Source organism: Alpinimonas psychrophila (assembly GCF_014137865.1).
Classification (GTDB): domain Bacteria; phylum Actinomycetota; class Actinomycetes; order Actinomycetales; family Microbacteriaceae; genus Alpinimonas; species Alpinimonas psychrophila.
Genome location: NZ_JACGWU010000001.1, coordinates 862692 through 879685 on the forward strand (window position 1 = coordinate 862692; position 16994 = coordinate 879685).

Sequence of the window (16994 nt, forward strand, 5' to 3'; positions counted from 1 at the left end):
AGACGTGGTTTAAGCGACCTTATTGGCCTGCAACTTCTTGGTTCTTCTGAATCCAAACCCGGGCGAGCTCCAGCTCGCTCGCATCAATGCCATGGCCACCGGCGCGCTCGTGGCGCTCCACGCTCACGCCGTGCGCCGTGGCCACAGCCTCGAGATGACGAACGCTCGCGGCGGGAGCCATCGGGTCGGTGGCACCGTTCAGCAACAGGAGCGCAATCGGAGAGGCCGGGGCAGGGTCGAAAGTGATGGGATCACGGTCACCGAAGGGATACATGCCCGAAAGTGCGACGACCCTAGAGACGGCATCGGGATGCAACAGCGCCGTCGCCAGGGCAATGTTGGCGCCGTTCGAGAATCCGACGGCAACGAGCGGCTGACCGATGAGGCCGTAATGCTCCCGTGCTGCCTCAACGAACCCAGCGAGTTCGCCCGCGCGCACAATGACGTCATCCACGTCGAAGTTGCCTTCGCCGAGGCGCCGGAACCAGCGGTTCATGCCCTGTTCGGTCACGCGCCCGCGCGGGGCGAGAATCGTGGCCTCTGGGTCGAGGTGAGCGACGAGTTTCGAAATCTCAACCTCGTTGCCACCCGTGCCGTGCATCAGCAGGAGCACGGGGGCGCCCTCAGCGCCGCGATGAAATTCGTGGGGCCATTGATTGACGAGGGTTGCAGCATCCGTCATCGTCATGTCGCCGTCGGTGGCCACGCTGTCGCTCATGCGGCGTCCGCGATCTCGGGGTTGTTCTCTTCGGGAACGTGAATGGGAATGACGGCATTTTCGATCTGCTCGCGGTTGGGCTCGAGCCATGGTGGCAGTTTCAGCGAGCGGCCAAGTTCCAGCAGCGGCTCGTCGATGTCAAAGCCGGGGGTGTCCGTGGCGATCTCAAAGAGCACGCCGCCGGGTTCCCGAAAGTAGATCGACGTGAAGTAGCTGCGATCCAGAATCTGCGTGACTTGGTGTCCGCGCGAGGCAAGGTCTTGGCGCCAGAGTTCCTGCGTTGCCCGGTCGGGCACCCGAAAGGCGATGTGGTGCACGGTGCCACCTGCCTGCAAACCCTCGGGGGTCAGCGTCGAGCCAAAGACATCGACGAGAGCACCGGGAGCACCATCCCCCATGCCCACGCGGGTGCGATTGCCGACTTCTTCCACCACGTGCATGCCGAGGTCGTTGACCATCATGGCCACGGTCGTCTGCGGGTTTCGCACCGTCAAAACGGAGGAGTGCTGGCCGCGAATCGCGAATTCTGCGGGAACGGATGCCGAATCCCAAGGATCACGGGGATCCTCGGCGTGAGTGGCCACCAGCTCAATGTGGAGGCCATCAGGGTCCTTGACCAGCAGGCGCTCCTCCGATGAGGATGTGCTCGTGATGGTGCCCTGTATTCCTAAGTCGGCAAAGTGCTTGGTCCAGAAGCCCAACGATCCGGCGGGCACCGAGAAGGCGGTGGAGGTGGATTGACCGGCACCGACTGTTCCGGGGCGAATGCCCTTCCACGGGAAGAACGTCATGAGCGAGCCGGGGTTGCCCGCAGTGTCACCGTAATAAAGATGATACGTACCCGGGTCGTCAAAGTTCACTGTCTTCTTCACCAACCGAAGGCCCAAGCCCTGAATATAGAAATCAATGTTTTTCTGGGGGTCGCCAGCAATCGCCGTGACGTGGTGCATTCCCGATGTGGTGACAGTCATGAAAGAGGTAACTCGCGTGAGCGAGCTGGCATTCCTGACCGTATCCATTGGCTGGGAAGAAATATCTTTGGTCTTACCAGCGTTGCCTTTCATGACGGTCGTGTCTTGGGCCCGAATCGGCTCGAGAAATGAAGGAGACACCGTGCAAATTGGCGCCTACAGCTTTGGGGATACCCAAAGAAACAACAACGGCACTCTGCGCAGCACGGCCGAGGCCATTCGCAACCTGTTCGAGGCGATAGTTCACGCCGACAAAGCTGGTCTGGACTACTTTGCGGTCGGCGAGCACCACACCCTCTCAATGCCGGCCTCCTCCCCCGGCACGGTCTTGGCCGCCGCCGCGGGTGCGACCACCAACATCATTCTGGGAAGTGGCGTGAGCGTCATCTCTACCGATGACCCCGTGCGCATCTTTCAGCAGTTCGCCACAGCCGATGCGATCTCCGGTGGTCGCGTCGAAATTACGGCCGGCCGCGGGTCCTCGGTCGAATCCTTCCCGTTGTTCGGTTACAGCCTGAACGATTACGACCGGCTCTACGCCGAAAAACTTGACCTTTTGATGACTCTCAATAACGACACGGATGCCTCCACCACCTGGTCTGGCACCGTGCGCCCCGCGCTCGAAAATGCCGTAGTGGTGCCGCGCCCCACCCATGGTTCACTCCCCCTCTGGTTGGCCACGGGCGGATCTGCGCCTTCTTCGGTACGTGCCGGTGAACTCGGGCTCTCCATCGCCTACGGCATTATTGGCGGAATCCCCTCACGCTTCTCTGCCCTCTCGGATCTGTACCGGCGCACCGCGGCGGCCGCAGGGCACGCGGGGGAAAACATCCGGGTATCAGTCGCCACCCTGGGATTGGTCGCGTCCACTACCGCCGAGGCTCAGGACCGTTTCTATCCCGGCTGGCACAACCTGCAAGAAGAAATGGGACGGTTGCGGGGGTGGCCTGCGCCGAGTCGCGGCGACTTCGAATCTCAAGCAACGTTCCCTGGACCCTATTACGTGGGCGATCCCGATTCGGTGGCTGAACGCATGGTAGACCTCCACCACCACATGGGGCACATGCGCCATTTCTTACAGGGCGATTTTGGCGGACTCCCCCAGGACCATTTTCTGGAGCACCTCACTCTGCTGGCGACAGAGGTAAAGCCCCGCGTCACTCGCTTGCTTGGCAAGAAGTAACACGGGGCTTCGCTCTGGGTCAGTCGACCCGAGCCGCGCGTAAATATCTACCGTGCGGTGTAACCGCCATCGACGACATGCTGAGATCCGGTAATGAAGCTTGCCTTCTCCGAAAGGAGGAAGACGACCAAGTCGGCAACTTCTTCTGCCGTTCCGAGGCGCCCGATGGGGTGAAGCCCAACGAGACCGTTATAGGCCTCCTCGGGAAGTCCACTCAGCAGTGGCGTGTCAATGTAACCAGGGTGAACGGAGTTGATGCGAACACCTTGGCCGGCATAGGTGAGTGCTGTTGCTTTAGTCAAGCCAGAAACAGCATGCTTAGCCGCGACGTACGGAGCAGCTCCGGCATCTCCCACGAGCCCCAGAATTGAAGACGTGTTGACGATGGCGCCGCCACCGGCCTTGATAATTTCGGGAATCTGGTACTTCAGGCCGTAGAAGACCGAATGAAGATTGATATCGATGAGTTGCTTGTAAGCATCAATGTCAATATCTGTAATTGGGCCAAGTGGGCCACCGATGCCTGCGTTGTTCACGGCAAGGTTGAGCCCGCCATACGTCTGGACAGCCTTGTCCACAGCCGCTTTCACGTCCTCGGGCTTGCCAACGTTTCCCGCAACGGCTGTTGCCTTTCCGCCCGCGGAAACAATCGTGTCGACAATGGCCTGGGCAACATCAAGCATCAGATCGTTAACTACAACATTGGCGCCATCTGCCGCCAGCGCGAGGGCAACGGCCTTACCGATGCCAGAACCTCCGCCGGTGACCAGTGCGGTTTTGCCTGCAAATTGAGTACTCATTGTGAACTCCTTTGTGCTTGGTAGTGCCATGAAATCTAACGCCGAAACATTGACCGGCACTTAAGGCAACCCTGCGAACGCGGAACCTATTCCATTCTCACACCGTCTTCGTGTTTCTACCAGCAAACATCCATGCTGTGCACGATTATCGAAGTTATTGTGCCCTGCCCTACCAGGGTGCCCAACCGAGCTTGCTGGTGCCAACGCCGATGACAGCGCAATACACGGCGAAGATCGCGAAGACGATCGCCAATATCTCGAATTGGTGATCCATCGTGAATCGATAGAGGTGTCCCAGCGACACCGTGGCTTTGGCACCCCGAATCAGGCGCCAGAGCGGCGGCACGATGACCGGTGACAGTGCCAAGAAGTACAGCACTCCCACCGCAATGATTTGCCAAAATAACTCGATACCCGAGGAAGAAATGTCATGGATGGCCGGCAGGAGTAAAGCGAAACTCGAAACATCTTTGATGCTGAGGGCAAAGGCGAGAGCAAAGAACGTGATCGTCTTGGCCTTTCCCATGCGGTTCGTCAGTGACGTCTCGACTTTGGCGCGAAGTTCGGGGTGCGGCATGAATAAGTAGACCGATACTGTCGCCAAAATTATCCCCACGGCCAACCAGACGGCGCCGCCGAGCGGATCGCTGCCGGTGTGGGGTTTGGGGAGTGACGCCGCCCCCAAGAGCAGGGCCGTGCAGGCGATCGCAAACGCGGAAGCCGCACCTGCGAAGACGGCGAGGGACCGAGCCTTCCACGGAGTGTTCGACGCCATCAGAATCTGAAGACACAGCAGCGAGGGGGTAAGCGCGGCCCCGATGCCCAGCGGCGCAATGCGCCAGATCAGCTCAAGCATGAGCGCCCGATGCGAGCTCCATTGTCGCCGACCCGTTCGTTTCTTGCGCCTTCGCTGCTGCGTAGGCCTGAACGATTATGGCCGCGTTTGCCGCATCTCCGGCCGTGAGCCAAACGAGATCGGCGTAGCGCTTAAACCAGCCGACTTGGCGACGGGCATAGCGCCGCGTGAGGGCCTGGGTTTCCTCAATTGCTTGGGCCTGAGTCTTCGTGCCCTGCAGTTGAACGAGGGCCTGAGCATAGCCAATGGCACGGCGAGCCGTGACGCCGTCCTCGAGACCGTGCTCACGCAAGGCATCGGCTTCGGCAACGAGGCCGGCCGCCCACATTTTCTTCACCCGAGAATCGAGACGTTCGACCAACGCGGCACGTTCGGCGGCCAACCCAAAGATGACCGCCGGCCGCCAGTACACGGGCTTAGCGGGCAACGTACCGAGAGCGGCGGTGTCTCCGGTCACCTCGAGCACTTCAAGCGCACGCACGATTCGCCGCGGGTTCTTCTCATCGATGCGCTCGGCGGCCGCTGGGGCTAATTCCTTGAGACGGCGGTAAAGAATGCCAGGTCCCAGCTCTGCGAGCTCGGCCTCAAGCCGGGCGCGAACCGCATCGTCATGTCCCGGAAAATCAAAATCAAACAGCACACTCGAGACATAGAGGCCCGATCCGCCAACCAGAATGGGCACGGCCCCACGGCCAATGATGGCGTCAATGGTGTCCCGGGCCAGCCTCTGATACTGGGCGACGGCGGCTTCTTCCCGAACCTCCAACACATCGAGCAGGTGGTGCGGCACTCCCTCGCGCTCGGCCAAAGTTAACTTGGCCGTGCCAATATTCATTCCCCGATAGAGCTGCATGGCATCGGCATTAACAATCTCGGCTGCACCCCCAGATTCACGGATGCTCCGCGCCACCGCCAGCGACAACTCCGACTTTCCCGTGCCGGTCGCCCCGACAATCGCGATAATCGTCACGGCAAGGCACTCATCATGAGTGCTCACCATGAGGGCTAGCCATCAGCGCTGACCGTCAGACGTGTCGTAGATCGGCGTCGTCGAAACACGCACTGTCGGCAGGCCGAGACCGATGACGGGTTTGCCTGATGCTCCTAGGCTCGCCGTTGTCAAGCGTGTCGACCCAATGCTCGTCGACCCCAAGTTTTTGGCACCGCCAGATGCGGGAACACCGCAGCTGGCGGCTTGCGCGCGGTCCCAGGCGTCGCCGGCGCGCGTTCGGCGGATCACCAATGGTGCTCCGGTTGGGTCGTCGGCAATCAAGAAGAAGGGTTTCGCGTCGGTCACGGTGACAGTCACAACGTCACCGGGGCGGGGAATATCGCTAGCGTGAGGAACCTCGAAGTGCACGAGGCGGGAGTCCGGTGCGCGGCCGCTCAGGCGATGCGTGGCGGCATCTTTGCGACCCTCGTTGTTGGCCACTAACAGGTCAAGAGTGCGACCGACTTGGAGTTGGTTTTCTTCAAATGCAATCGAATCCTGCAAAGCAACGAGTCGCAGGAACCGCTCCTGAACGACGTCCTTGGGCACCTGATCGGGCATGTCGGCGGCCGGCGTGCCGGGGCGCTTGGAGTACTGAAAGGTAAAGGCCGTGGCAAAGCGTGAGGCGGCAACAACGCGCAGCGTCTCGGCAAAGTCCTCCTCGGTCTCCCCCGGGAATCCCACGATGATGTCGGTACTAATCGCGGCGTTGGGAATTGCCGCACGCACACGATCGAGAATTCCGAGGAACTTCTCGCTGCGGTAGGAGCGACGCATCGACTTCAAGATGCGATCGCTGCCGGACTGCAGGGGCATGTGAAGTTGCGGCATAACGGCGGGAGTCTCAGCCATGGCCAAGATAACGTCGTCGGTGAAGGCCGCAGGGTGCGGGCTGGTGAATCGGATGCGCTCCAACCCTTCAATCTTTCCCGCGGCTCTCAGTAGCTTGCCAAAGGCCTCGCGGTCACCGAACTCAACGCCGTAGCTGTTCACGTTTTGGCCCAGCAACGTGACCTCGATGACGCCGTCGGCAACGAGGGCTTCTATCTCGGCCAAAATATCGCCGGGGCGACGGTCCATCTCTTTGCCGCGAAGGCTCGGAACAATACAGAACGTGCACGTGTTGTTACAGCCAACAGAGATCGACACCCACCCCGAGTAGGTGGAGTCACGCTTGGTGGGAAGGGTGGAAGGGAATGTCTCGAGGGACTCAAGAATCTCGATCTGGGCTTCTTCGTTGTGCCGAGCGCGCTCGAGCAAACCGGGCAAGGACCCCATGTTGTGGGTGCCGAAGACCACGTCAACCCAGGGAGCCTTTTCTAACACGATGTTCTGATCTTTTTGCGCCAGGCATCCGCCGACGGCGATCTGCATGCCGATATGTTTCTCTTTCACGCGAGCCAAGTGGCCGAGGTTGCCGTACAGCTTGTTGTCGGCGTTCTCGCGCACCGCACAGGTATTGATGACGACCACGTCGGGCTGTTCGGAGCTGGCACTTCGCTTAAAGTCTGGGTCGGCTAAGGCCTCAGGACTCACCTCAAACTTGACGTAACCGGCGGCCTCCATGGCCCCACCCAAACGTTCACTGTCGTGAATGTTCATCTGGCAACCGAAAGTGCGCACCTCAAAGGTGCGCTGGCGACCGGAGTCGTCAAGCGCCGCATCCGACACGGGGATGATGGTGGGCGCTTCGGTGACGTTACTCATATCTTGACAAGTTTACGCGCGCCAAAAGCCGCCCCGCGCCCCTAACGAACGCGCACGAACCTAGCTATGCGCGCTGCTGGTTTCTCCCTGATAGGAAGCACGGAGTTTCTTGCCATTCATTGGCCGCTTTGCAAACGGCGCAAAGAGGCAAAAGTCAAAGATTCCGGCCGCCGCAACGACGATGGCGCGAACCCAGCGGCCGGCGGTTGATCCCATAATTGAATGAATGACATGATTTTGACCCTTCCAGAATGTGAGGGGATGCACGTTCAGGATCTATTTTCCTCACAATGAGCGTGTCGGCAACACCTGCCGCTGAACGACACCTCCAACGGTTATAGCGCCCAGGACAATGGCGATCCCCGCAACCTGCAAGGGTGATAGAACTTCTCCCGCTAGGAGCCAGCCGAGAATGATCGCCACGACCGGACTCAAGAGACCAAGGAATGCCGTGGTGCTCGCTGGAAGACCCGCGAGTCCCCGAAACCAAAGGACATACGCAAACGCCGTGCCGACGATGGAAAGGTAAGCGTAACCGAGCAGATTTTTGGGGGTCAGAACCGAAACGGGAATACCCTCAACGAGCAGCATGACGACGAGTAGCGTGATTCCGCCGGTCATCAGTTGCCAGGCTGTCGTCGTCAAGGGAGGCGCGGGCTGCCCCCACTTCTTGGCGAACACGATGCCGCTGGCCATAAAAAGAGTCGCGCCGAGGGCCGCGAGAATTCCGACCACATCGAGGCTTGCCCGTGCATGAAGGACAATGAGAGATACCCCGAACAGGCCAGCAGCACCAGCAATAATGACGCGCCAGGTCAATCTTTCCCGCAGAACCTGACTCGCGAGCAGTGCAACAAGGAGAGGCTGAACGCCACCAATGATGGCAGCAACCCCTCCCGGAAGTCTGTAGGCCGCGACGAAGAGGAGAAGAAAGAAGCCTCCGATGTTGAGAACCCCAAGAATCCATGATTTCCACCACCATTCACCGCGTGGCAAGCGACGCGACAGGAGGAGAAGCAGAATGCCGGCTGGCAGCGCACGCAACGTGGCCGAGAGGAGCGGTCGATCCTCCGGCAAAAAAGTTGTTGTGGTCAGATAAGTCGTTCCCCATAAGGCAGGAGCAACGGCCGTCGTCACGATGAGAAGAATTCTTTTGCTAAGCACTTACCTAGTATACCTAAGCGCTAAGGCATTTGCTAGGATGGCCTTATGTCAGACCACGTCAATGAGATTCTCGCGCAATGGAAGGTCGAGAGGCCCGAGCTCGATGTCAGCCCCATGGCTGTTATCGGTCGCCTCACGCGTGCCGCCGCCGCCGTTCAGTCTCGCCTCGACAATACGTTTGCCCAGTATGGCCTCGACGCCTCCTCGTTTGATGTGCTGGCCACGCTCCTGCGCAGCGGAACACCGTACGTGATTTCTCCGGCTCAACTATCGCGCGACGCCATGATTACGACGAGCGCGGTCGCCCAAAGACTCAACAAACTGGAGACGCGCGAGCTTGTCTCTCGCGAGCAAAACCCAGCGGATGGCCGCGGTACGGTCGTGGCCCTCACCGATGCCGGTAAGGAGCTCGTCGAAAGGGTCTTGCCCGCCCACCTCGAAACCGAGCATTCCATGACGGCAACTCTCAGCCCCGAGGAGCAAACACTCTTGGCAGACCTGCTTCAACGCCTCACCCAAGCCGCGGCGAGCGGGAACAGCTAGCGAGGACAACTCGTTGGAATAGCTCTTTGAAACCAATAACTGGAATCTCTAGCGGAAGGAGACGCCTCCGCGGCCTTTGCCGCCGCCAGTCGGCGAACGCGTTGCCATTGCCGCTTTGGTTGCTTCTCGCACGACCTGCCCCGTGTAACCACGACGGCTCAAGAAGCCTACGAGGCGACGTTCAGCCGTGGCATCGTCAAGGCGGGAGAACTGTCGCACGCGGGTAAGCGCTAGCTCCGCCGCCTGACTTTCTTCGGCACCGGAGTCGAGTCCATCGAGCGCGGCTTCAGCCGCGGAAGAATCGACACCGCGGCGGCGAAGTTCGCGGGAGATGATGCTGCGGCTTTGTCCCTTGCGCTCGCTCAATCTGGTCGCCAGTTCAACAGCAAGACGTTCATCGTTGAGATAGCCCAAACGAGTGAACTTCTCGACCCAGTCGGTAATTTCTTCACGGCTGGCGAATTGTTCGTTCAGCCAGATCTCGGCTTCGCGAACCGTCATGTCGTGAGCATGCAGCTTGCGCAGAAGGGTGGCCTCGACTTTGTCCGCGTTGAATGCATTCCCGGGCTCATCGCTTGCATCATCGGCAACATCGCCAGTCCCGACAGGAGCAGTCCCGAGGGCTTCGACCGTCTCGACGGCCTCAACAAATGTGACATGCGCCGTCGTACCGCCGAAAAGTCCGCCCGGAGGATCGGACGGACCTTTCGTTTGAGACGCGGTCGTCGAGTTTTCTTCGGGGGTAACCCAGGGAAGAAACGTAACGTTTGACATGCTTAGGCTCCCTTGCGGGCCTCAAGCTTTTCGGCAAAGGCATCCATGCTGGCCGAGTCTGTTTTCAGACCCTTCTCGAGCAACGCGGCAGCCTTTGCTGCTTCGGCGTCGGCCAATGCTTTGGCAGCGATGCCGGCAGGGCCGACTCCGAGCTTGCCGAGAATCTTGTTCTCAATTTCGAGAGCAATATCAGGGTTGTCGAGCAAGAAGTTACGCGAGTTCTCTTTACCCTGCCCCAGCTGATCGCTGCCGTACGTGTACCACGCGCCAGACTTTTTGACGATGCCTTGGTCAACACCGAAGTCAATGAGGCTTCCCTCACGGGAAATACCAATGCCGTAGAGAATGTCGAATTCGGCCTGCTTGAAGGGCGGTGCCATCTTGTTCTTGACGACCTTCACGCGCGTGCGGTTACCCACCGCCTCTGTGCCGTCCTTCAACGTTTCAATTCGACGAATGTCAAGGCGAACGGAGGCGTAGAACTTGAGCGCCTTACCGCCAGAGGTCGTCTCGGGGCTTCCGAAGAAGACACCAATCTTCTCGCGAAGCTGGTTGATGAAGATCATGGTGGTGTTGGTGGTGCTGAGACCACCGGTGAGCTTTCGTAGTGCCTGCGACATGAGGCGCGCTTGAAGCCCCACGTGGGTGTCTCCCATTTCGCCTTCGATCTCGGCGCGTGGCACGAGTGCAGCCACCGAGTCAATGACAATCAGGTCGATGGAGCCCGAACGCACGAGCATGTCGGCAATCTCCAGTGCCTGCTCACCAGTATCTGGCTGAGAGACAAGGAGAGCATCGATGTCGACACCCAGTTTGCGAGCGTACTCGGGGTCGAGCGCGTGCTCGGCGTCAATGAACGCCGCGATTCCACCGTTGCGCTGGGCGTTGGCGATTGCGTGAAGGGTGAGGGTCGTCTTCCCCGAGGACTCTGGACCGTAAATCTCGACGATCCGGCCGCGGGGCAATCCGCCTATGCCGAGCGCGACATCCAAGGCAATCGAGCCGGTAGGGATGACCTCGACGGGAGCGCGTTCGTCGCTACCAAGACGCATGACAGAACCCTTGCCGAACTGGCGGTCGATCTGAGCAAGTGCAGTTTCTAGTGATTTTTCGCGGTCAGCGGCAGATGCCATGGCCGTCTCCTTTTCTCATCGAGGTTGATTCGCCTAAAGGCTGTCGTGCTGCTGCTTCGCTACCGATCGGCCAGGATGGCGGGGCGGGCGCTGCGCAGTGCTTACGGCAAGGCGGATGCTGTGGTGGGTACGTGATTGACCATACGTTTCGCCACTGACATTCATGTCGTCAGGAGCGGTCGTGTGGGTAAGGCGTACACAACAAGGCATGTGTAGGAGACTAGTACTTTTCGAATATATATTCGATAGCACGGCGGCGTGTTGCCCGAGCGAAAATTTACTTCTTGGGCTCCGGGAGGCCCACGCCATACCAACGATGACGGGGAACATCCGAGGCGCGACACAGCGCCAGCCAGACGTCCCGAGTGTCGAGTCCAGTGGCGATGGCATCCGCCGCCGTGCGATCGCCAAGCTCGGCCAGCACGAGGTCGCTCACGAGAACACGGCCGTAGGGGCCACCAAACTCATCGGTGACGGCCTGCCAGAACTCACTCAGGCGCACGGCAACTCCAATGTCTGCGGGGAAGCCGCGGCGGGCATCCGGTTATCAAAAGAAAAAGTGCAGAGCCACCGCACTTAAGCGACAACCCTGCACGCCTAACTAGCTCTGTTGCCAAAGCGTCAGTTGCGAAAATCTAGTTATTTAGTTATTTGGTTGCACCAACGAGGTCGTTGACGAACTCGTCGGGAATGGTATCGGGAAACCCGGTCATGGGCTCGAGACCTTCAACGATAGCGAGTCGATCGCCAACTTCGCGCATGATGGTCGAGATGGGGGTATCAAGGGCATCAGCGACCGCAGCAAGAATCTCTGAAGATGCCTCTTTTTGGCCCCGCTCAACCTCGCTCAGGTAGCCCAATGCCACACTGGCCTTGCTTGCAACCTGTCGCAACGTGCGACCTTTCTGCAAACGGTAGTCGCGCAGAACGTCGCCTATTTCTTGTCTGACAAGAATCATGTGGACCTCTCCTACGCAGCACATCAATCGATGTACAAATATTGTTTCTGGATTAACTCTACTGACGAAATGCTGAATGTCAGATGTGAGTCTGCTTGTATCAACTTAGGTTAGGGCTCTTTTATTCCCGCGGTCTTTCATGGGGTAAGAAAGCTCCAATGTCGTGTCGAGCCTGGTCGATGATGTCCATATTCTGCACAACCTCGTTATGTGAGTGTAGAGGGGATTCCCCCTGTTTTTCTCCTACATAATGCGCAAATGCCGTTGTTTCATAGGAAAGTCCCAGATCTATCCCGATTCCAGAATCATCCCGCCATATTAATGGCTCTCCCGAACCGCCTTGCGGAAATAGCGTGAGCCCGGTGGGCTGATAAAACCCCGGGTTGAGCTCGAGCATTGCCTCAGTGCCACCGATACTGGCCCGCGTGGGCGTCCAGGCCAAGATCGTCGAACTCAAAACCGCCTGCGCTCCCCCGGGGTAATCGAGAATAACGCTGGCCTGAGCATCCACTCCGGATGCCGTCAGAGATCCAGACGCGGTGACCCTCGGTGTCTCGGAGAATACAGTCGAGGCAAACGCAATGGGGTAGATCCCGAGATCAAAGAGCCCGCCCCCACCCTCGAGGTCCCTCACCCGCTCAATGTGGTCAATGTCTTGACCATGATCCGCATGGATCTGGATGATGTCACCGAAGACGCCGTCGGTCACCAATTGGCGAACAATGTCGTATTGCGGCAAGTACTTGGACCACATTGCTTCCATTATGAAGACACCAGCGGCGGCGGCGGCTTCAAGGAGCGCCCGCGCGTCTGCAGCGGTTGTCGTGAAGGGCTTTTCCACCAGAACGTGCTTGCCGGCCTCGATCGCCACCATGGCATGCGCGAAGTGATACTTGTGAGGTGTCGAGACATAGACCGCGTCGACGGTGGCAGACGCGACCATGGCCCTCATGTCCGTGAACACTTCGCCAATGTCATAAGCGGATGCGAATGCCTGCCCCCGAGCAAGATCACGCGATGCTACCGCCACAAGTCGCTGGTTCGTGTTGCCCAGGAGTCCCTGCGCGAAGGTATGGGCAATTCCCCCGGGCCCGATGATGCCCCACCGCAAAACGGGAGCCGTGGTCGAATCGAGGACAATGGGCTTCGGAAGGCTACGAGGGAACATAGTGAAAACTCTACGGCTGCGTGAGGGTTTCTACCGCTTCGCCGAGAAGTTCGAGACACGCATCGACGGTGGCCCGGCGAATCTGCTCGCGGGAACCCGTGAGTGCAAGACGGTGCGTCGTGATGTGTCCGGCAACGGCAAGCCCCACGTACACGGTGCCGACGGTCTGCCCGCCCTGGGAGTCAGGCCCGGCTACGCCGGTCGTAGAGAGACCAATTGTGGCTCCCAGTTTTGCGGCAACCCCCGCGGCCATTTGGCCGGCGACCTCGGCATCCACGGGGCCGACGGCAGCCAACAAGGATGCCTCCACGCCCAGGAGCTCGTGTTTCAGGTCCGTGGCGTAGGCAACGACTCCCCCGCGAACAACCGCCGATGCCCCCGCAACTTTTGTTAGTTCAGCAACCACGAGGCCACCGGTCAGGGACTCCGCTGCCGCAACGGTGACGCCTCTCGCTGCCATGAGCCGAACGAGCTGAGCAATGTGCTCCACGGCTGGTTCATGAGCATTCTTCGGGGCGAGCATGACTATTTTGTGGAATCCGTGCGCAGGGCGCGCCTCTGGCGCCATCCGTCAACCAGGTAATCAATACCGGTCAGCACCGTTATCACTGTGGCCGCAGCCATGAAGATGACGTTGGCAACGTTCACCCAATCGCCCCACAGTGCGGCCAGCGGCATAAGGGCCAACGTGATGGCCAAGAATTGAGTGATCGTCTTGATTTTACCACCGCGGGAAGCGGGGATAACACGGTCATTGATGACAACGAAGCGGTAGACGGTGATACCGACCTCACGGAGCAGAATCAGGCCCGTCACCCACCACGGAAGCTCTCCCAAAATGGACAGCGCGATGAGCGCTCCCCCAATGAGAATCTTGTCGGCAATGGGATCCAGGATCTTGCCGAGGTCCGTGATGAGGTTGTAGCGGCGCGCAATCCAGCCGTCGAGACCGTCGGTGCCCATTCCCACCACGAAGAGCACGGTGGCCCACCATCGCAGCGGCTCATTCATGTCGCCGCTACCGCTCAACAACATCCAAATGAAAACGGGGGCGAAAAAGATTCGCACGATGGTAATGATGTTGGGCGCGCTCCAGTTACTGACCTTCGTCGGTGGCACGCACACGGCAGCATTGCCCGGTTCGATGGGATCACTCGGGCGGTTCATGTCGGCCATTATTCGCGTCCTGTCAGTTGCCATGCATCTTCGTCGCCCTCAACCTCGTTGTCATGTGCAACGCGCAGGTCGGCGGACATGGCCGCCACGGGGTCATTCGAATACTGATCGCCGGTGGCGGGAGCCTGTGCCACAGAAGCTGGTGGACCGGCTTCTTCACCGCGCAGGCGGGCCAAAATACCCGCAAGTTGTTCTTGGCTCACCAGAACATCGCGCGCCTTGGATCCCTCGGATGGGCCCACAATGTCTCGGGATTCTAGGAGATCCATGAGGCGGCCCGCCTTGGCGAACCCGACCCGCAATTTGCGCTGCAACATTGAGGTGGAACCAAACTGGGTCGAGACGACAAGTTCGGTGGCCTGCAAGAGGACATCTAGGTCGTCGCCGATGTCGGCGTCAATATCCTTGCGCACCACCGAAACGGCGACATCCTTGCGGTATTCGGGGTGAGCCTGCCGAGTGACGTGCCCCACAACCTTGGCAATTTCGGCTTCGGAAACCCAGGCTCCCTGCACGCGCGTTGGCTTATTCGCCCCCATCGGAAGAAAGAGCGCATCGCCCTGACCAATGAGTTTGTCGGCGCCCGGCTGATCGAGAATGACGCGGGAGTCGGTCACGCTGGCAACGGCAAAAGCCAGACGGCTGGGTACGTTTGCCTTGATGAGCCCGGTTACGACGTCAACACTTGGACGCTGCGTTGCCAACACCAGGTGGATTCCAGCGGCTCGAGCAAGCTGCGTGATGCGCACCACCGAGTCTTCGACGTCGCGCGGGGCGACCATCATGAGGTCGGCAAGCTCGTCCACGACCACGAGGAGATAGGGGTAGGGGTGAAGTTTGCGTTCGCTCCCCCCGGGAAGCTTGATCTCGTCCCCCACGACAGCTGCGTTGAAGTCGTCAATGTGACGAAAGCCAAAGCTGGCAAGGTCGTCGTACCGCATATCCATTTCTTTGACGACCCACTGCAGGGCTTCGGCGGCCTTCTTGGCGTTGGTAATAATGGGCGTAATGAGGTGCGGAACCCCGGCGTAAGGAGCAAGTTCAACACGCTTAGGGTCAATCAGAACCATGCGTACTTCGGCCGGTGTGGACTTCATGAGCAAGCTCGTGATCATCGAGTTGATGAAACTTGATTTTCCTGATCCCGTTGAACCCGCGACCAATAAATGGGGCATTTTTGCGAGGTTTGCGACCACATAGCCACCCTCGACATCTTTACCGAGCCCGATCGTCATGGGGTGCACACTCTTTGCGGCAGCGTTGGAACGCATGACATCACCCAGGGTGACAATTTCGCGGTCGGTGTTCGGAATCTCAATACCGATGGCACTCTTACCGGGAATCGGTGACAGGATGCGGACCTCGTTCGAGGCCACCGCATAGGACAAGTTCTTCGACAACGCCGTGACGCGCTCGACTTTAACACCAGGGCCGAGCTCGATCTCGTAGCGCGTTACCGTCGGACCCCGGCTGAAGCCCGTGACCTTGGCATCGACACCAAATTGCGTGAGCACCTCGGTAATGGAACGCACGGCCTCATCATTGGCCACAGAGCGCGTCTTTGCAGGAGCCCCTGCCACAAGAAGTCCTGGGTCCGGAAGACGGTACGGCGGGACATACACTTCGCCGACATTATCCCGGGCAAGATCAACATCGTGAGCTGCCTCGTCAATTACGTCGTCCTGGCGCGCCACTGCCGCCGCCGCGGCAGCGCTAGCGCTAGCGGCAGGATTAATGATGGCGATGGGGTTCGTCTCGAGATCATTATGGGCATGAATCGCCTGGGCATCGGTCAGCACCTCGCCCGTGGCAAAACGTCCGACGGCCGATTCAGCATCGGCCAACTCTCGTTCGAGCTGTTCCAAAACGGAGAGCTCGCTCGTGCGGTTTGCGGCATTCAGGTCGAGGGCATCCGTTGAATTATCGGTTATGACCGGGCTATCAAAGGCGGGTTCTGCCTCGCGGCGAGCCGCGTTACGACGCCACCACGGAAGAGCCGATGGGTCGGAAAGGTCGAGTTGACCGGTGTCAAAGCGCACCGTTTCGGCGTTGGAATCGGCGACACCATTGGTCGCTGGCGAGCCAAAAAGATAGTCAGATAACTCGCGCAGCCGCGACCCTATTCGATTGGGAGGCGTCTTAGTGATGATGAGGAGCGACAGGGCCATGACCACCACGATGACGACGGTGGTTCCGATCGGGGAAATCACGGTGGCTAACGGCGTGGCAATGAGCCAACCGAGCACACCTCCCGCCGTCGCCAGAAGGGAGATGCCATCCGCCGGAGCCGGTTGGCCGCCAAAGAGCTGCGCTAGGCCAGAAGCCCCCAAAAGCAATAGCGTCAGACCAATTCCAATGCGGTTGTTGTCGTTGATGGAGGAAGGGTGCCGAAACAACCAGATCGCCATGAGCACCATGACGACCGGAAGAGCATAGGAGACACGTCCGAACAGGCCACCAAACGAGTAATCGTTAATGGTTTGAGCCACGGAGTTTGCCACGAAGAACCACTGCACGATGGAACCCGCGATGGCCAAAACGACAAGAGTGAACGGGATGCCATCCCGGCGCTCGTCTTTCGAGAATTTTTCGGGTCCTAACATGCGAGCAGCGCCCCCTGTGACGTGCGCCAACGCCATCCACACCCATGCCAGCCCCGTGTAGCGGCGCTGCGGCAAAGCCTTAGCCGAACCGCGCGAGGTGGCCCTAGCTTTCGCCGTCGCGGAAGAGCGTGCGGGCGCCTTCGACGCGGTTGAACGGGATCGCGAACCGCCGGGTGGGCGGCCGCCTGTCCTGGAGCCAGTAGCCATGCCCTTACGGTACGCGGTGTCACTGACTTTGCCCGGGATTA

17 protein-coding genes are annotated in these 16994 nt (G+C 59.5%); 2 read left to right on the forward strand and 15 right to left on the reverse strand.

Going from position 1 to position 16994, the window contains the following annotated elements; translation table 11 throughout:
* Positions 1-19: 19 nt before the first annotated feature.
* Positions 20-718: an alpha/beta hydrolase gene (locus FB555_RS04020; RefSeq protein ID WP_220475749.1), complete on the reverse strand. Its 699-nt coding sequence runs from the start codon at positions 716-718 to the stop codon at positions 20-22.
* Positions 715-1689 (reverse strand): ring-cleaving dioxygenase, encoded by a 975-nt coding sequence (locus tag FB555_RS04025; RefSeq protein WP_182484114.1) that lies wholly within the window; start codon positions 1687-1689, stop codon positions 715-717. The genes FB555_RS04020 and FB555_RS04025 overlap by 4 nt, the downstream gene beginning before the upstream one ends.
* Here FB555_RS04025 and FB555_RS04030 point away from each other — a divergent pair.
* On the forward strand, positions 1688-2872 hold the full coding sequence (locus tag FB555_RS04030) for an LLM class flavin-dependent oxidoreductase (RefSeq protein WP_246323507.1): 1185 nt from the start codon (positions 1688-1690) through the stop codon (positions 2870-2872). The two genes, FB555_RS04025 and FB555_RS04030, sit on opposite strands and share 2 nt — an antisense overlap.
* 47 nt (positions 2873-2919) lie before the next feature.
* On the opposite strand, the gene FB555_RS04035 is transcribed toward FB555_RS04030, so the two are convergent.
* The 5 genes from FB555_RS04035 to FB555_RS11075 all read right to left on the reverse strand — a co-directional run bounded on the left by FB555_RS04035 (position 2920) and on the right by FB555_RS11075 (position 8390).
* Positions 2920-3672 (reverse strand): SDR family NAD(P)-dependent oxidoreductase, encoded by a 753-nt coding sequence (locus FB555_RS04035; RefSeq protein WP_182484115.1) that lies wholly within the window; start codon positions 3670-3672, stop codon positions 2920-2922.
* Between the two features lie 169 nt (positions 3673-3841).
* Complete coding sequence (locus FB555_RS04040; RefSeq protein WP_182484116.1) at positions 3842-4528, reverse strand: GAP family protein; 687 nt, start codon at positions 4526-4528, stop codon at positions 3842-3844.
* Positions 4521-5528 carry a tRNA (adenosine(37)-N6)-dimethylallyltransferase MiaA gene (miaA, locus tag FB555_RS04045; RefSeq protein WP_182484117.1) on the reverse strand — a complete coding sequence of 336 codons (1008 nt, stop codon included), beginning with the start codon at positions 5526-5528 and terminating at the stop codon, positions 4521-4523. The genes FB555_RS04040 and miaA overlap by 8 nt, the downstream gene beginning before the upstream one ends.
* A 12-nt stretch (positions 5529-5540) precedes the next feature.
* Positions 5541-7226 carry a tRNA (N6-isopentenyl adenosine(37)-C2)-methylthiotransferase MiaB gene (gene miaB / locus FB555_RS04050; RefSeq protein WP_182484118.1) on the reverse strand — a complete coding sequence of 562 codons (1686 nt, stop codon included), beginning with the start codon at positions 7224-7226 and terminating at the stop codon, positions 5541-5543.
* Positions 7227-7511: 285 nt separating this feature from the next.
* On the reverse strand, positions 7512-8390 hold the full coding sequence (locus FB555_RS11075; RefSeq protein ID WP_182484119.1) for an EamA family transporter: 879 nt from the start codon (positions 8388-8390) through the stop codon (positions 7512-7514).
* A 45-nt stretch (positions 8391-8435) separates the two neighbouring features.
* Between FB555_RS11075 and FB555_RS04060 the strand changes: the two genes are divergently transcribed.
* Positions 8436-8933: a MarR family winged helix-turn-helix transcriptional regulator gene (locus FB555_RS04060; RefSeq protein ID WP_182484120.1), complete on the forward strand. Its 498-nt coding sequence runs from the start codon at positions 8436-8438 to the stop codon at positions 8931-8933.
* A 48-nt stretch (positions 8934-8981) separates the two neighbouring features.
* Here FB555_RS04060 and FB555_RS04065 read toward each other — a convergent pair whose 3' ends face one another.
* From FB555_RS04065 to FB555_RS04100, 8 genes are all read right to left on the reverse strand, one after another.
* Complete coding sequence (locus FB555_RS04065; protein WP_182484121.1) at positions 8982-9707, reverse strand: regulatory protein RecX; 726 nt, start codon at positions 9705-9707, stop codon at positions 8982-8984.
* Positions 9708-9709: 2 nt separating this feature from the next.
* The gene (gene recA, locus FB555_RS04070) at positions 9710-10840 is read right to left on the reverse strand and encodes a recombinase RecA (RefSeq protein WP_246323508.1); all 1131 of its coding nucleotides are present in this window, start codon (positions 10838-10840) and stop codon (positions 9710-9712) included.
* 277 nt (positions 10841-11117) lie between these two features.
* The gene (locus FB555_RS04075) at positions 11118-11342 is read right to left on the reverse strand and encodes a DUF3046 domain-containing protein (protein ID WP_182484122.1); all 225 of its coding nucleotides are present in this window, start codon (positions 11340-11342) and stop codon (positions 11118-11120) included.
* Positions 11343-11487: 145 nt separating this feature from the next.
* Positions 11488-11799, reverse strand: a complete 312-nt coding sequence (locus tag FB555_RS04080) for a helix-turn-helix domain-containing protein (RefSeq protein ID WP_182484123.1) — start codon at positions 11797-11799, stop codon at positions 11488-11490.
* Positions 11800-11920: 121 nt separating this feature from the next.
* Positions 11921-12967: a Gfo/Idh/MocA family protein gene (locus FB555_RS04085; RefSeq protein ID WP_182484124.1), complete on the reverse strand. Its 1047-nt coding sequence runs from the start codon at positions 12965-12967 to the stop codon at positions 11921-11923.
* Positions 12968-12977: 10 nt separating this feature from the next.
* Positions 12978-13490, reverse strand: coding sequence for a CinA family protein (locus FB555_RS04090; RefSeq protein WP_182484125.1), 513 nt, complete (start codon positions 13488-13490; stop codon positions 12978-12980).
* 2 nt (positions 13491-13492) lie between these two features.
* Complete coding sequence (gene pgsA, locus FB555_RS04095; protein ID WP_246323509.1) at positions 13493-14143, reverse strand: CDP-diacylglycerol--glycerol-3-phosphate 3-phosphatidyltransferase; 651 nt, start codon at positions 14141-14143, stop codon at positions 13493-13495.
* Positions 14143-16953, reverse strand: coding sequence for a DNA translocase FtsK (locus FB555_RS04100; RefSeq protein WP_182484126.1), 2811 nt, complete (start codon positions 16951-16953; stop codon positions 14143-14145). The genes pgsA and FB555_RS04100 overlap by 1 nt, the downstream gene beginning before the upstream one ends.
* Between the last annotated feature and the right edge of the window lie 41 nt (positions 16954-16994).

Excerpts from the sequence above, each read along its gene's own strand:
- FB555_RS04020 (WP_220475749.1), bottom strand. The coding sequence starts at position 718 with ATGAGCGACAGCGTGGCCACCGACGGCGACATGACGATGACGGATGCT.
- FB555_RS04030 (WP_246323507.1), top strand. The coding sequence starts at position 1,688 with ATGAAAGAGGTAACTCGCGTGAGCGAGCTGGCATTCCTGACCGTATCC.
- FB555_RS04025 (WP_182484114.1), bottom strand. The coding sequence starts at position 1,689 with ATGACTGTCACCACATCGGGAATGCACCACGTCACGGCGATTGCTGGC.
- FB555_RS04035 (WP_182484115.1), bottom strand. The coding sequence starts at position 3,672 with ATGAGTACTCAATTTGCAGGCAAAACCGCACTGGTCACCGGCGGAGGT.
- FB555_RS04040 (WP_182484116.1), bottom strand. The coding sequence starts at position 4,528 with ATGCTTGAGCTGATCTGGCGCATTGCGCCGCTGGGCATCGGGGCCGCG.
- miaA (WP_182484117.1), bottom strand. The coding sequence starts at position 5,528 with ATGGTGAGCACTCATGATGAGTGCCTTGCCGTGACGATTATCGCGATT.
- miaB (WP_182484118.1), bottom strand. The coding sequence starts at position 7,226 with ATGAGTAACGTCACCGAAGCGCCCACCATCATCCCCGTGTCGGATGCG.
- FB555_RS04060 (WP_182484120.1), top strand. The coding sequence starts at position 8,436 with ATGTCAGACCACGTCAATGAGATTCTCGCGCAATGGAAGGTCGAGAGG.
- FB555_RS04065 (WP_182484121.1), bottom strand. The coding sequence starts at position 9,707 with ATGTCAAACGTTACGTTTCTTCCCTGGGTTACCCCCGAAGAAAACTCG.
- recA (WP_246323508.1), bottom strand. The coding sequence starts at position 10,840 with ATGGCATCTGCCGCTGACCGCGAAAAATCACTAGAAACTGCACTTGCT.
- FB555_RS04080 (WP_182484123.1), bottom strand. The coding sequence starts at position 11,799 with ATGATTCTTGTCAGACAAGAAATAGGCGACGTTCTGCGCGACTACCGT.
- FB555_RS04085 (WP_182484124.1), bottom strand. The coding sequence starts at position 12,967 with ATGTTCCCTCGTAGCCTTCCGAAGCCCATTGTCCTCGATTCGACCACG.
- FB555_RS04090 (WP_182484125.1), bottom strand. The coding sequence starts at position 13,490 with ATGCTCGCCCCGAAGAATGCTCATGAACCAGCCGTGGAGCACATTGCT.
- pgsA (WP_246323509.1), bottom strand. The coding sequence starts at position 14,143 with ATGGCCGACATGAACCGCCCGAGTGATCCCATCGAACCGGGCAATGCT.
- FB555_RS04100 (WP_182484126.1), bottom strand. The coding sequence starts at position 16,953 with ATGGCTACTGGCTCCAGGACAGGCGGCCGCCCACCCGGCGGTTCGCGA.